13 protein-coding genes are annotated in these 13,302 nt (G+C 67.0%); 7 read left to right on the top strand and 6 right to left on the bottom strand.

Going from position 1 to position 13,302, the window contains the following annotated elements:
• Positions 1–140: 140 nt before the first annotated feature.
• A complete protein-coding gene (gcvA, locus tag ASD86_RS09785; protein ID WP_056109874.1) occupies positions 141–1,046 on the bottom strand; it encodes a transcriptional regulator GcvA in 906 nt (301 codons plus the stop codon).
• A 137-nt stretch (positions 1,047–1,183) separates the two neighbouring features.
• Here gcvA and ASD86_RS09780 point away from each other — a divergent pair, with 137 nt between their 5' ends.
• The 3 genes from ASD86_RS09780 (at position 1,184) to ASD86_RS09770 (ending at position 4,743) form a co-directional block, all read left to right on the top strand.
• Complete coding sequence (locus ASD86_RS09780) at positions 1,184–2,008, top strand: MBL fold metallo-hydrolase (RefSeq protein WP_056109872.1); 825 nt, start codon at positions 1,184–1,186, stop codon at positions 2,006–2,008.
• Entirely contained in the window at positions 2,005–2,871 is an 867-nt protein-coding gene (locus ASD86_RS09775; protein ID WP_056109870.1) for an MBL fold metallo-hydrolase, read from the top strand. Before ASD86_RS09780 ends, ASD86_RS09775 begins: the two co-directional genes overlap by 4 nt.
• Positions 2,872–3,072: 201 nt before the next feature.
• On the top strand, positions 3,073–4,743 hold the full coding sequence (locus ASD86_RS09770) for a serine hydrolase (protein WP_056109868.1): 1,671 nt from the start codon (positions 3,073–3,075) through the stop codon (positions 4,741–4,743).
• A 264-nt stretch (positions 4,744–5,007) separates the two neighbouring features.
• Here ASD86_RS09770 and pgm read toward each other — a convergent pair whose 3' ends face one another.
• A complete protein-coding gene (gene pgm / locus ASD86_RS09765) occupies positions 5,008–6,654 on the bottom strand; it encodes a phosphoglucomutase (alpha-D-glucose-1,6-bisphosphate-dependent) (RefSeq protein ID WP_056109866.1) in 1,647 nt (548 codons plus the stop codon).
• 51 nt (positions 6,655–6,705) lie between these two features.
• Positions 6,706–7,038 carry a helix-turn-helix transcriptional regulator gene (locus ASD86_RS09760; RefSeq protein WP_056109865.1) on the bottom strand — a complete coding sequence of 111 codons (333 nt, stop codon included), beginning with the start codon at positions 7,036–7,038 and terminating at the stop codon, positions 6,706–6,708.
• A gap of 41 nt (positions 7,039–7,079) precedes the next feature.
• On the opposite strand from ASD86_RS09760, the gene arsH reads away from it, so the two are divergent.
• Entirely contained in the window at positions 7,080–7,898 is an 819-nt protein-coding gene (gene arsH, locus ASD86_RS09755) for an arsenical resistance protein ArsH (RefSeq protein ID WP_056109863.1), read from the top strand.
• Positions 7,899–7,921: 23 nt separating this feature from the next.
• Entirely contained in the window at positions 7,922–8,353 is a 432-nt protein-coding gene (gene arsC / locus ASD86_RS09750) for an arsenate reductase (glutaredoxin) (RefSeq protein WP_056109861.1), read from the top strand.
• Positions 8,354–8,447: 94 nt separating this feature from the next.
• Here arsC and ASD86_RS09745 read toward each other — a convergent pair whose 3' ends face one another.
• The gene (locus ASD86_RS09745) at positions 8,448–8,873 is read right to left on the bottom strand and encodes a nuclear transport factor 2 family protein (protein ID WP_056109859.1); all 426 of its coding nucleotides are present in this window, start codon (positions 8,871–8,873) and stop codon (positions 8,448–8,450) included.
• A 141-nt stretch (positions 8,874–9,014) separates the two neighbouring features.
• Here ASD86_RS09745 and ASD86_RS09740 point away from each other — a divergent pair, with 141 nt between their 5' ends.
• The gene (locus ASD86_RS09740) at positions 9,015–9,410 is read left to right on the top strand and encodes a bleomycin resistance family protein (RefSeq protein ID WP_200957225.1); all 396 of its coding nucleotides are present in this window, start codon (positions 9,015–9,017) and stop codon (positions 9,408–9,410) included.
• A 23-nt stretch (positions 9,411–9,433) separates the two neighbouring features.
• Here ASD86_RS09740 and ASD86_RS09735 read toward each other — a convergent pair whose 3' ends face one another.
• The gene (locus tag ASD86_RS09735; protein ID WP_056109854.1) at positions 9,434–9,925 is read right to left on the bottom strand and encodes a MarR family winged helix-turn-helix transcriptional regulator; all 492 of its coding nucleotides are present in this window, start codon (positions 9,923–9,925) and stop codon (positions 9,434–9,436) included.
• A 115-nt stretch (positions 9,926–10,040) separates the two neighbouring features.
• Between ASD86_RS09735 and ASD86_RS09730 the strand changes: the two genes are divergently transcribed.
• Positions 10,041–11,363: an alpha/beta hydrolase gene (locus tag ASD86_RS09730; protein WP_056109852.1), complete on the top strand. Its 1,323-nt coding sequence runs from the start codon at positions 10,041–10,043 to the stop codon at positions 11,361–11,363.
• Positions 11,364–11,381: 18 nt separating this feature from the next.
• Here ASD86_RS09730 and ASD86_RS09725 read toward each other — a convergent pair whose 3' ends face one another.
• Positions 11,382–12,983, bottom strand: coding sequence for a serine hydrolase domain-containing protein (locus ASD86_RS09725; protein WP_162253645.1), 1,602 nt, complete (start codon positions 12,981–12,983; stop codon positions 11,382–11,384).
• Positions 12,984–13,302: the final 319 nt, after the last annotated feature.

The raw sequence follows: 13,302 nt of genomic DNA, 5'->3' as shown, positions 1-13,302 counted from the left end.
CGGGGCGACGTGGCGCGCGCTTATCGGGATGGTACCGATTCGGGCGCGGCTTGCTGTTTTTTTTCGTCACCGGCGCGGCGCAGTGCGAGCGCGATCGGCCTTTCTTGGAAATACGCAGCGTGGCCGCGCGCGACCGACGCTCAGCCTGCGGACGCCTCGCTGCGCAACCAGCGACAAAACGCCTCGACCGCCGGCGACGTATCGTCGCTTTGCCGGCGCACGATCCAGAAGCCGTAAGCGTTCGCCAGCACGGGCTCGAAGGGCTTGATCAGGCGGCCGCGGCGCAGATCGTCCTCGACCAGCGGCGCGACGCCGAGCGCGATGCCGTGTCCGGCGACCGCCGCTTCCTGGGCCAGATAGATGCTCGCGAACACCGGTCCGCGCGCCGCGTCCACCTCGTCCACGCCGCAGGCCTGCAGCCAGGCCGCCCAATCCGGCACACCGGCGCGGCCGGCGGCGCTTTCGTCGTGCAGCAGCGTGTGCTGGCGCAGATCCTCGGGCGTCGACGGCGGCGGCTGGCCGTCGGCCAACGCGGGCGCGCATACCGGGAACACCGGCGCGTCCAGGAATCGCTCGGCCCGCACGCCGTTGTAGCCGCCCGGTCCGTAGCGGATGGCCACGTCGATGCCGTCGCGGACGAAGTCGGCGGGCTCGTTGCCGGTCTCGATTCGCAGTTTGAGATCGGGGCAGTCGCGATGGAACCGATGCAACCTCGGCGCCAGCCACTTCGCCGCGAACGACTCCATCGTGCTCACGCGCAGGTGCGCGGCGGTGGGCGCGATGGCCCGGTCCAGGGCCAGATCGAGCGAAGCGAACCACTCGCCCAACGACGCGGCCAGCGCATCGCCCTCGGCGGTCAGCTCGACCGCGCGATGGCCGCGGTGGAACAACTTCACGCCCAGGTAAGCCTCCAGACGCTTGACTTGATGGCTGACCGCGGCCGGAGTGACGAACAACTGCTCGGCCGCGGCCTGGAAACTCAGGCATCGCGCGGCCGCTTCGAAAGCCCGCAAGGCATTGAGCGGAACAGGATGGCGGGGCTTCACGAGGAACCTCGAACGCGCGGGTGCCGGGTTCGCATCCTATCAAGTTAGTTTTTCTAAGGCGTGCGCGAAAACATCTCGTTTGTCGGCGACTCCGCTGGCGGAAATGATGCGGCCATCGAAAACCGTGGGCACGCAGCATGCGACTGGAATCATTGGACGACGATGTGATGATGTTCGTAGGCGACGAGCACGAGTCGGTCGCCTGCGCATTCTTCGACGGCGACGACGCGCTGCTGGTCGATACGCTCGGCAGCCTCGACGACGCGCACTGGCTGCGCCGCGTGCTGTGCGAGGAGCTGGGCAAGACCGTGCGCGCGATCGTATCGACCCACTTCATGAGCGACCACATCGCCGGCCTGTCGCTGTTCCCCGACGCGCTGACGATCGCGCATCGGCATTACCGTCATTGCTTCCTGTCGCAGAATCGGCGGGTCGACGGGTTCTATCGCGAACCGCGGGTGCTGTTCGACAACGCGATGACGCTGCGATGGGGCCGGCACGAACTGCGCCTGATCCACAATCCCGGCAAGACCATGGATCACATCAGCGTCGACGTCCCCAGCGCCGACCTGGTCTGCGCCGGCGACAACATCGTCGGCAACATCGTCTATCTGTCCAAGGCCGACCCCGCGATGATCCGCGCCGCGATCGGACGGATGCGGCAATTCGGCCGCGGCAGCGTCGTCGGCGGGCATATCGGCCGGTTCCCCGCCGCCGCGCTCGACAACGCGATCCATTACCTGGATCAATTGCAGCAAGCGGTCGTGCGCATCCGCGTGGCCGCGACCTCGCAGGCCGCCGACGATCGCATCGCCGCGATTCCGATCGAGGCCTGCCTGGCGCCGCGGGTCGAACCGACCGGCTTCGAACGCGAATGGCATCGACGCAATCTGGGCGTCATCCTCGCCCAGTCGGTGTTCGCGCTCGACGCCGCGCTCGCGCCGAAGGCGGTGCAGGCATGAGCCACGATGACCTGCTGTTCCGCCGCCGCATTCGCCGGCGTGAGTTTCTCGCTGGCGGTATCGGTCTCACCGCCGCGGCCTTGCTTCCCGGCGCTCGCGCCTTCGCGGCCGTCAGCAGCGACGAACTGCGCATCCAGCGACTGGCGTGGGCGGGCATCCGTCTGCAACTGCCGCAGGCGACCTTGTTGATCGATCCGCTGATCAATCCCGATGCATGGGGCGCCGCGCTCAAGGACCCGCTGATTCGCGTCGACGACAGCGTCGGCGACACCAGCGTGCTGATCACTCACGCGCACCCCGACCATTTCGATGCGATGGCCGCGGCGCAGGCGCTTAACCAAGGCGGCACGTTGGCGTATCCATCGGGAACCAACCCGCTGCCCATGCCGGCGAAGGCGCGCGCCCGGCCGAGCGCGCCGTGGGAGCCGCAATTGCTCGGCGACTTCACCGCCACCGCTGTGCCCGCTTCGGACGGTTACGGCGATCCGCAGGTGTCGTGGGTGGTGTCGGCCGGCGATCGCCGTATCTTCCACGGCGGCGACACCCTCTGGCATGGGCACTGGTGGCGGATCGGCCACCAGTTCGGCCCGTTCGACGCGGCCTTCCTGCCGGTCAACGGCGCGCGCTTCGGCTGGCGCAAACCGGTCAGCGGCCTGCCCGGCGTGCTGACCCCGGAGCAGGCGGTCGCAGCCGCGACCATCCTGCGCGCGCGCCGTCTGATTCCCATTCACTACGGCGTGACCGGCATGGACGATTACGTCGAAGTCGACGATCCGATCGGCCGCTTGCGCGAGGCGGCGCGCGACAAGCCTGTCGTCATCCAGCCGATGGCTCCGGGGACGTGGCTGGACTGGACGTCCTGAAACGTCGGGACGACGAGGCACTTGCCGCTGCGCTTCGCAGCGAAGCCCACACTTCCGGCCGCCATGGATCGGTGGCGCCATGGCCGCGGCCATCGGGCCAATCGCGTATTGCTCGCAACGACAGCGCGGTTCATCGCAAACTACGGCGGCCGGCGATCAGGCTCGCACAGCTGAGGCCACGTCCACTACAGGAGTTCGCGCATGGCTCGCCCGCTGTCGTTCGTCCCCGCACTCGCATTGACCACGCTCGCGCCGCTCACCTTCGCGCACGCCGCCACCCCAGCCAATGCGAGCGCGGACGAAAATTACGCCTTGCAACAGGCCGTGCATGCGCGACTCGACGGCGACCGCACCGGCGCCTGTTGGGCGGCCGCGTTGATCGACGGCGCGCGGGTGCAGCGCGCGTTCGTCTGCGCCGATCCGGCCCAGTTCACGCGCATCGGGGCCGATACCGCGTTCGAGATCGGCTCGATCAGCAAGACCATGACCGCCGCGTTGCTCGCCGAGTTGATCGGCGCGGGCAAGGCCTCGCTCGATGACCCGCTCGCGGCCTATCTGCCCGCCGGGACCGTGTTGCCGAGTTTCGAAGGCCAGCCGATCCTGCTGCGCCATCTCGTCGCTCACACCTCGGGACTGCCGGCGTTGCCGCCCGGCATCGCGCTGGACCCGCTCGATCCCTACGCCAGGCTCGACCCCAAGCAACTGCTCGACGCGCTCGCCCGGGTCAAGCTCAGCCACGCGCCGGGCCGCGAGTTCGCGTACTCCAACTACGCCTCGATGCTGCTGTCCTACGCGGTCGCGCGCCGCGCCGGACAGGACTACGAAACCCTGATCCACGAGCGCCTGTTCGAACCGCTGGGCATGCGCCACGCCTACATCGCGCGCAAACCGCAAGACGTGCGGACCGCCAGCGGGCATCTGCCAAATCACCAGGTCGTGCCGGCGTGGAATTTCGGCGCGGACCTGGCCGGGGTCGGCGGCGTGCGCGCCACGCTCGACGACATGGTGCGTTACCTGCAGGCGCAGCTGGGCCAGATCGAATCGCCGATCGCGCCCGCGTTGACGATGACCCAACAACGCTTGCCGGGCGCCACGCCGATCGCGATGAACTGGATGCTGCTTGAGCACGACGGCCGCACCTTTCATCAACATGCCGGCGGCACCGGCGGTTTCTCCGCATTCGCAGCCTTCGACCGCAGCCGATCGCGCGGCGTGGTGCTGCTGTCGGACACCGCGCTGACCTCGACCGGCGGCTTCGCCGAGTTCGGACTGCATCTGCTTGATCGCGAATTCCCCACGGTCAAACCGCGCAAGGCCGTGCCGGCCGCGCCGGCCTTGCTCGATGCGCTGGCCGGCGACTACGACATGGCAGGCATGCGGGTGACACTGACCCGCCGCGACACCGCGCTGGCGATACAAGCCGGCGGACAACCGGAGCTGCGCATGGGCCATGACGATCATGGCGATTTCTACCCGCTACAGCTCGATGCCCTGCTGACGCCGGTGCGCGGCGCCGACGGACGTTACGGTTTCGTCTGGCAACAGGGCGGCGGCAGCACTCAGGCGCGGCCGGTGTCGGCGCCGGCCGCATCCAGACCGGCGTTGCCGCGATTGTCTGCGCAGGCGCTACGTGCGTTCGCCGGCGAGTACCCGCTGACCCCGGCCTTCGTGCTGACCATCAGCGAACGCGACGGCGAGTTGTACGCGCAGGCGACCGGCCAAGGCGCGCTGCGTCTGGTCGCGGTCGCCGCCGACGTCTTCGCCGGCGACGCGGTGGCGTTGGAAATCCACTTCGAACGCGACGCCGACGGCCGAGTCACCGGCCTGGCCCTGCATCAGAACGGTCGCATCATCCACGCGGTTCGTCGCTGAGGCAACGACATCGGCCGGTGCGTCGCTGGACCGGCCGTTGCCAGTGGCCGTTCGGATCGACGATCGCTCGTTCCGCGATCGCTATCGGCGCAATGCGGTGTTCAGCCGATCGCGGCCGTTTGAGCGCTGCAAGTTGTTCGCGTTGATCGCCACGCCGATGGGATCATCGACGGTGATCGGCATGTACGCGTTGACCCGGGTTGAGCGCGGTCGGATCGAATCCGAACCGCGCCTGGTGCGATCAATCAATCGCGCGCGTCACCGTCACGCCAACGCCGCATCCACGATCTGCTGCGCCTCTTGCAACAACCGCCGCAGATGATCCTCGCTCTTGAAGCTTTCGGCGTAGATCTTGTAGATCGCCTCGGTGCCCGACGGGCGCGCAGCGAACCAGCCGTCCGCGGCCACGACCTTGATCCCGCCGATCGCCTCGCCGTTGCCGGGCGCCGTGCTGAGCACCTGTTCGATGGCGTCGCCGGCCAGACGATCGGTGCGCAATTGTTCGGGCGACAGCTTCGACAGCCTGGCTTTCTGCGCCGGAGTCGCGGCCGCGTCGACGCGGCTGGCGAACGGCTTACCAAGTTCGTCGGTCAATTGCGCATACGCCTCGCCCGGGTCGCGGCCGCGGCGCGCGGTAATCTCGGCCGACAGCAACGCCGGCACCAGGCCGTCCTTGTCGGTCGACCACGCCGTGCCGTCGCGCCGTAGCAACGAAGCCCCGGCGCTTTCTTCGCAACCGAAGCCGAGCGAGCCGTCGAGCAGGCCGTCGGAAAACCATTTGAAACCCACCGGCACTTCGAACAGCCTGCGGCCCAGACGCTCGACCACCCGATCGATCAGCGCAGTGCTCACCACGGTCTTGCCGACCGCGGCTTGATCGCTCCACTGCGGTCGATGCCGGAACAGGTAATCGATCAGCACCGACAGATAATGGTTCGGCTCCATCAGCCCGCCGCTACGGGTGACCACGCCGTGGCGGTCGTGATCCGGATCGCAGGCGAAGGCGACGTCGTACTGGTCCTTCAATCCGATCAACCGCTGCATCGCGTAGTTCGACGACGGGTCCATGCGGATCTTGCCGTCCCAGTCCGCGGTCATGAACGCGAATTGCGGATCGACCGTGTCGCTGACCACGGTGAGGTCGAGCCGGTAACGCTCGGCGATCGCCGACCAATAGCGCACACCGGCGCCACCCAGGGGATCGACGCCCATGTGGACGCCGGCGCCGCGGATCAGGTCGAAGTCGACGATGTTCGCCAGATCGGCGACGTAGTTGTTGAGGTAATCGTGCTCGCGGACGCATGAGGCCGCGCGCGCCTGCGCGTACGGCATACGCTCGACGCCTTTCAGCCCGGCCTCGATCAATTCGTTCGCGCGATTTTGCACCCACGCGGTGATCTCGGTGCCGGCCGGGCCGCCGTTGATCGCGTTGTACTTGAAGCCGCCGTTATCGGGCGGATTGTGCGACGGAGTGATGACGATGCCGTCGGCCAGGCCGCGGGTGCGGCCGCGGTTATGGGCCACGATCGCGTGCGATATCGCCGGTGTCGGCGTGAATTCGCCGCCGCGGGCGATCATCGTGTCCACGCCGTTGGCGGCGAGCACCTCCAGCGCGGTTTCGAACGCCGGCTGCGACAGCGCATGCGTGTCCAGGCCGATGAACAACGGCCCGTCGATGCCCTGGCGCTTGCGGTAATCGCAGATCGCCTGACTGATCGCGAGGATATGCCAGGCATTGAAACTGCGATCGAGCGAATTGCCGCGATGGCCGGACGTACCGAACGCGACGCGCTGCGCCGCGACCGAGGCATCGGGCCGCAGCTCGGCATAGGCGGCCAGCAACGCCGGGACGTCGGCCAGGATCGAGGCCGGCGCCGGCTTTCCGGCCAATGGACTGATGATCTGGCTCATGGCTGCGATCGCATGTTGAAGAGCTCCTGCCGGCGTATGCCGTCGGTCACTCTACAAAGCGCTGGGTGAGCATGGCGGCACCGGCCCGCATGCCGCGGCGTCGCCGGCGCAGCAGTTGCGGGTCAGGAACGCGATCAACCCGTTCATCGCCTCGAAGTCCGCGCGGTAGTTGACGTAACGCCCGCGCGCTTCGCCGTGGATCAGGCCGGCGGCCATCAATTCCTTCAGGTGGAAGGACAAGGTCGCGCCCGGCAGCGACAGCGCCTGCGCCAGTTCGCCGGCCATGCGGCCGCCATGTCCGGCCTCGACCAACTGGCGGAAGATCGCCAGCCGCGAAGCGTGGCCCAACGCGGCCAGGGATTGAGTTGCTTCTATCATTTCCATTAATCTAGAATAATCGAATAGACAGCCGCGAGCAACCCGCAATGACCTTGTCCCCATCCCTCGCCGACCTGCCGCATATCGACGCGGCGGCACTGCAGACGCCAGATCCCTCGCGGCTCGGCGCCGCGAGCCATCGGCCACGCATCCTGATTCTGTACGGCTCGCTGCGTCCGCAATCCTTCAGCCGCAAGCTGGCGCTGGAAGCCGAACGCGTGCTCCAGCACTTCGGCGCCGACACCCGCGTGTTCGATCCGCACGACTTGCCGATGCTCGACAGCGTCGCCGCCACGCATCCCAAGGTGCAGGAGCTGCGCGCGCTGTCGCTGTGGTCGGAAGGCCAGGTCTGGGTCAGTCCTGAGCGACACGGCGGGGTGACCGCGGTGTTCAAGAACCAGATCGACTGGCTGCCGCTGGAAGAAGGCAGCGTGCGCCCGACCCAGGGCCGCACCCTCGCGGTGATGCAGGTCTGCGGCGGCTCGCAGTCGTTCAACGTGGTCAACGCCCTGCGCCTGCTCGGCCGCTGGATGCGCATGATCACGATCCCGAATCAGTCGTCGGTGGCCAAGGCCTGGCAGGAGTTCGACGAACAAGGCCGGATGAAACCGTCCGCGTACTACGACCGCGTGGTCGATGTGATGGAAGAACTGGTCAAGTTCACCCTGCTGACCCGCGCACACAGCGACTATCTCACCAGTCGCTACAGCGAACGCAAGGGCGATCTGGCCTCGCAGCGGCTCGCGGTGGCGTCCGCGGCTATCGCGACTGCCGTCGAGAGCGCCGTGAAGCCCAGCGCCGAAACCGCCGCCGCGCCGATAGCCGTTGCAACGCCCGCGCCGTGTTGCGGGGTCGCCTGCTCCTGAAACCACGCGTTCCCGAGGCCGCCATGCACGCCGTCATCTATCACAACCCGCTTTGCGCGACCTCGCGCAATACGCTGGCACTGATCCGTCACGCCGGCATCGAACCGCGGGTCATCGAGTACCTGCAGCATCCGCCCAGCCGCGAGCGCCTGATCGAATTGATCGCCGCCGCCGGCTTGAGCGTTCGCGATGCGATGCGCCAAAGCGGAACGCCGTATCTCGAACTGGGCCTGGACGATCCGCAACTCGGTGATGGCGCCTTGCTGGATGCGATGCTGCGCACGCCCGTGCTGATCAACCGCCCGTTCGTGCAGACCCAGCTCGGCGTGCGGCTGTGCCGGCCGTCGGAGCGGGTGCTGGATATCCTGCCGCCGATCAGCGCAGCGTTCGCTAAGGAAGACGGCGAAGTGGTGATCGACGAGAACGGACGGCGGAAGCCATCGCCACCACCATGAACGGCGGCCGCTGAACGCCTGGCCGCACCGCATGCCTGCATCGTTTCGATCACTACGTTCGCAAGCGCGGTGTCGGCCCCCATCTCGACCGATATCAATGACCCGGCGCAGCCGCGCTTTCGGTGTGCATCACGCAGCGCCATCGATCGTCCAGCTTGACCCAGGTCGAGGTGTCGTACACCTCCATCTCAATGGGTTTTCCGTTCTGCTCGAACTTCTGATTGACGTGGTAACTGGCGACCGCCACATCGTCGCGCGGAAACACCACGTCCATCCCGGATATCTCGTAGGCGGTCAGTTTGTACCTGCCGTCCTTCGCCATCCGGGTGTAGGCCGCATGGTCGAACTTGTTGGCGCCATGCCCGCTCACCATGACGGCCGGCTCGGTCAGCATCGCGGTGGCGACCTCGGGGGCGCCGTCCATGATCGATTTCCAGAATTCGTTCTCAAGCCGTTCGATCTCGCCTTGCTGCTTGCTCAGATTCATGACGGTGATCCTCTCCAGGATGATCAAGCTCATGCATAAGCGCCGCGGCGTTATCATCCGGTGAGAGAAGTTTCAGCGGCGCCTAACAATCCGTCCCGACCCCGGCCGCTTCGCGGCTGGCTCGAATTCAGCCACTACCCATCGAACCGGAGGCCGACGATGTACGCGAAAGCGATGACGCCCATCCTGAACGTCTCGGACATGCAGCGCAGTTTCGCGTGGTTCGAAAAACTCGGCTGGAAGAAATGCTGGGACTGGGGCACGCCGCCGACCTTCGGCAGTGTCGGCTCGGGCGAATGCGAAATCTTCCTGTGCCTCAATGGGCAAGGCGGTCGCGGCGGAAACGAAGACCGGCCGACCTTCGGCCCGGGCTCGGACGAGGCGGCGGAAACCGGCGTGTGGATCTCGGTGTGGGTCGACGACGTCGATGCCGTCCACCAACGTTGCCTTGAACAGGGCATTGAAATCACCTGGGCGCCGACCGACATGCCCTGGGGCGTGCGCGAGATGCATGTGCGCCATCCCGACGGGCATGTGCTGCGGATCGGCCGCGGCATCGAGCACGCCTAGCGCGCCGACGATGGCGGCCGCAGTCAGTCGCCGCGTTCCGCCGCGTGCTGGCGCAGACGTTCGATAAAGGGTTTCTCGCGCAGGCTGCGTTCGATCGCCCACAGCACCGCCAACGCGGCCTCGCTGTCGGGCCCGAGCAATTCGGCCGAGGCGCTCGCCATCGTCGTCAGCGCCGCGCGGATGTTGACCAGTTGCTTGCGCCCCTTGGGCGTCAGCACGATCACGGTGCGGCGTCCGTCGGCCGGATCGGATTTCGAGCGCACCAACGACAGGCGGGTGAGCTCGCGTATCCACACGATCACCAGCGAATGCGATTGCCGCAGCACGCCGGCGAGCTCGGTCACCCCGAGCGGGCCGTGATCGTCCAGTGCGAGCAGGGTCGAAATCGTGCGCGGCGGCGCATCGACGCCGACGCTGGGATACCAGTCCTTCGCCCCCTGCACCAGTTCGTCGGCCAACCGCCGCAACAAATGGGCCAGGAACGCGGGGCCCTGCTGGTGGATGAAGTCGTTCATGCGCCTGGCCCTTGCACGGATGTAGCCGATCCTGCGACGAAACCATATTGCCGGCGTCGAAGATATATGTCAACGTTTACGTAAATCGGAACGTATCCGACCGGAGAACGTCGCCATGATGCTGCTGCGACATGCACAAATCGCCCTGCTGCTGAGCTGGGCGGGCGCCACCTTGCCGATCATGAGCGCCGCGCAAGCCTCGGCGGCGAACTCGGCCCCGACGCCGCGCTGCGAAATCGGCAGCTATCGCATGGCCGACGGCAGCGCGCTCGACATCGGTCCGGGCGAGCCGGGTCAACTGCGCTGGCGACATACCGACGGACGCACCGGCGCCCTCACCGCCACCGGCGAAGGCCGCTGGACCAGCCGCTACGGTTGGACCGATCGATCCGACGGCCACGTGGTCGTCATCGCCGACTGCGGAAAGCGCGGCATCCGCTTCGACAATGTCGCCGGCCGACGCGAAGCGCTGATTCAAGTGGACACCCGATTCCGCAGCAACGGCGTCGAACTCGCAGGGCGCCTGACCCTGCCGCCCGGCGACGCGCGGGTGCCGATCGTGGTGTTGATCCACGGCGCCGAACACAGCTCGGCGCTGGAGGATTACTCACTGCAACGCCAATTCGCCAGCGCCGGCATCGGCGTGTTCGCCTACGACAAACGCGGCACCGGCGTGTCGGCCGGGCGCTACACCCAGGACTACTTGCTGCTGGCGGTCGACGCCGTGCAGGCCGCGCGCGAAGCGCGTCGTCTCGCCGCGGGCCGCGCGGGCCGCATCGGCTATCAGGGCGGCAGCCAGGGCGGCTGGGTCGCGCCCTTGGCCGCGCGCATCGAGCCGGTGGATTTCGTCATAGTCAGCTTCGGCCTGGCGGTCTCGCCGTTCGAGGAAGATCGCGAGGCGATCGAATTCGACCTCAAGCGCGCGGGTTTCGGCGCCGACGCCGTGGCCCCGGCGATGGAAGTGGCGGACGCGACCGCGATGGTGGTCGAAAGCGATTTTCGCGAAGGCTTTGAACGGCTCGACGAGGTGAAGCGCAAATACGGCAAGCAGCCGTGGTTCCCATCGATACGCGGCAACTACAGCGGCTTCGTGCTGGGTGCATCGGAACAGGTATTGCGCAAGGACGCACCCGGCATGGTCGAAGGCATCCCGGTGCGCTACGACCCGATGCCGGTGCTGACCAATCTGCAAGTGCCGCAGTTGTGGCTGCTGGGCGGCCAGGATCGCGATGCGCCCCCGACGGAAACCCTGCGCCGCCTGGCGACCTTGAAGCAGGCCGGCCGGCCGATCCGCTGGGTCGTATTCGCCGACGCCGATCACGGCATGTACGAATTCGAAACGCGCGCGAACGGCGAGCGCGTCTCCACCCGCCAGCCGGAAAACTATTTCTCGCTGATGCGCGACTTCATCGTCGGCGGATCCGCGGCGGCACCGTAGCGCGGTGCGGACGCGCGCTCAGCGCTTGCCGCAATGCGTATCGGCGCAGGCGTTCGGCGACGGCAGGCGCACGAAGGTGTCGTCGTTCCAGCGCAGCGAATCGGCGGCCTCGTCATAGCGAAACGGCTCCGGCGCATCCAGTACTGATTTGCTGGCGCCGAACAGATCCGGGCTGGCCGGTAGCAAGCTCAGTTGCATAGCGCCCAGTTGCGCCTGCAGTCCGTTGCGACCTTGCACGACTTCGAGACGTCCGAGCCGTTCGCTTTGGAAGCTGCCCAAGTATCGCCGGGTTTGCGCGCGCGACGGCGACCATGCCCAGCCGTTCCATGCGCTGTCGGCGCGGACCTTCTGCACCGCATCGCGACGCTTGCCGACGGTACGGGCCAGACGCTCGGGATAGCCATCGATCAGCGCGCGCAGGCGCTCGCGCTCGCCGCCCTGCTCCGTCGCCAGGCCGATAAACACTTTCATCAGTTCCAGCTGCACGCCTTCCATCGCACTGTCGCTGTTGACCACCAGCGATAAACCGGTGTCCATCGTCGGCAACAACAGCGTGACCGACACCACGCCGACGTATCCGCCCGGATGCATCAACACTTGCTGGTTCTTATATGCGCATGAGTACCAACCGAGGCTGTAGCCATCGCAGACGAACTCGCCATCGGACAACTCGGCCTTCGCGCGCGGACCTTGTGCGATCGCGAAACTTGCGGCCGACGGCGCGCCGGTCGGCGAATGCCGGCGCAGGTTGGCCCGCATCCACGCGGCCATGTCGTCCGACGACGCCAGCAGACCGCCGGCTGCATGCATGAGTGCATCGGGTTTGGGCGGATAGGCGATCCAGGCCTGACCGTCCCAGCGATGGTTCCATGTCAGCCGGCGCGCGGGCGCGCGCGAGCTTTGGCTGTAGACGTGATCGAGCCGCAAGGGGCTCAGCACTTCGTGTTTCAGCCACGCCTGCCACGGCCGGCCGGTGCGCGTTTCCAGCGCGGCGCCGTAGATCAGATCGCCGAGGTTGGCGTAACGGAAGCCTTCGCTGCGCGCTTGCGTGTAACGCGCGAGCATCTCGGGGTAGTCGGCCGCGGGCACCTCGCGAACGTAGGCGGTCAAGAAGTTCAAGGTGTCGGTCTTGAGATTTTCTTGGTGCGACAACAGGTCGGCCATCATGATCCTGGCCGGGTCGGCCGGCGCCGGCAGTTTCAGCTGCGGCCAGATCTGCGCGAGCGTGGTATCGAGCGGCAGCACGCCGGTTTCGTCCAGACGCGCCGCAAGCAGCGCGAGGAAGGACTTGGTCTGCGAGGCGATGTAGAACAGCGACCTGTGATCGACGCTACCCGAATGGCCCACGCGCGCGGTTCCCTGCACGAACAGCAGCGGCGTGGCATCGCCCTGCACGACCACCGCCGACACCGCGGGAAATGCGCCGGGGATCCGGTGCATTTCAGCGAGCGCCTGGCGGATTTCGTCGCTTGCCTTGCGTACGTGTTGCGTGGCCAGCGCGTCGGTGTCGGCGCGCGGCGGTTGCGCGGCGGCGCTGGAGGCGATGAACGCCAGCGCGATGCCGCCGAGACCGCATCGCAACGCGGCCATGCCGGGGGCTTGGGTCATTTGTGTATGCATGCCGATCTCCATCGTCCGCTGTCGGGTTCTCGCGTGGGTAGCGAGGGGTTACAGCGCATGGATACGTTGGGGGGCGTTGTGGTTGCGGCGTGGCCGTTTTTGGAGGGGAGGCCTGCGGTCGTAGCGATGCGGGCGCGGTGTAGTTTCGCGGTTGTCGTTGTGACGCGGGCGCGGCTTGCGCCGCTCCTACAGGTAGGCCATGCGGCTTTCGCCTCATTTCAGATATCACTGCCAGCGCTGCGAGGCTTGTAACTCGCGTTAGCAACAGCACACCCGAAGGGCGGCGCACATGGATGTGCGCCGTGCGCCACCGGGACAG

The sequence above is a fragment of the Lysobacter sp. Root690 genome, from assembly GCF_001427785.1.
GTDB lineage: Bacteria > Pseudomonadota > Gammaproteobacteria > Xanthomonadales > Xanthomonadaceae > Lysobacter.
The sequence above is the reverse complement of the archived record's forward strand: the minus strand, read 5'-3'. Positions and strand labels throughout refer to the sequence as shown.

Excerpts from the sequence above, each read along its gene's own strand:
- ASD86_RS09770 (WP_056109868.1), top strand. The coding sequence starts at position 3,073 with ATGGCTCGCCCGCTGTCGTTCGTCCCCGCACTCGCATTGACCACGCTC.
- pgm (WP_056109866.1), bottom strand. The coding sequence starts at position 6,654 with ATGAGCCAGATCATCAGTCCATTGGCCGGAAAGCCGGCGCCGGCCTCG.
- arsC (WP_056109861.1), top strand. The coding sequence starts at position 7,922 with ATGCACGCCGTCATCTATCACAACCCGCTTTGCGCGACCTCGCGCAAT.
- ASD86_RS09735 (WP_056109854.1), bottom strand. The coding sequence starts at position 9,925 with ATGAACGACTTCATCCACCAGCAGGGCCCCGCGTTCCTGGCCCATTTG.
- ASD86_RS09730 (WP_056109852.1), top strand. The coding sequence starts at position 10,041 with ATGATGCTGCTGCGACATGCACAAATCGCCCTGCTGCTGAGCTGGGCG.
- ASD86_RS09775 (WP_056109870.1), top strand. The coding sequence starts at position 2,005 with ATGAGCCACGATGACCTGCTGTTCCGCCGCCGCATTCGCCGGCGTGAG.
- arsH (WP_056109863.1), top strand. The coding sequence starts at position 7,080 with ATGACCTTGTCCCCATCCCTCGCCGACCTGCCGCATATCGACGCGGCG.
- ASD86_RS09740 (WP_200957225.1), top strand. The coding sequence starts at position 9,015 with ATGACGCCCATCCTGAACGTCTCGGACATGCAGCGCAGTTTCGCGTGG.
- ASD86_RS09725 (WP_162253645.1), bottom strand. The coding sequence starts at position 12,983 with ATGCATACACAAATGACCCAAGCCCCCGGCATGGCCGCGTTGCGATGC.
- ASD86_RS09745 (WP_056109859.1), bottom strand. The coding sequence starts at position 8,873 with ATGAGCTTGATCATCCTGGAGAGGATCACCGTCATGAATCTGAGCAAG.
- ASD86_RS09760 (WP_056109865.1), bottom strand. The coding sequence starts at position 7,038 with ATGGAAATGATAGAAGCAACTCAATCCCTGGCCGCGTTGGGCCACGCT.
- ASD86_RS09780 (WP_056109872.1), top strand. The coding sequence starts at position 1,184 with ATGCGACTGGAATCATTGGACGACGATGTGATGATGTTCGTAGGCGAC.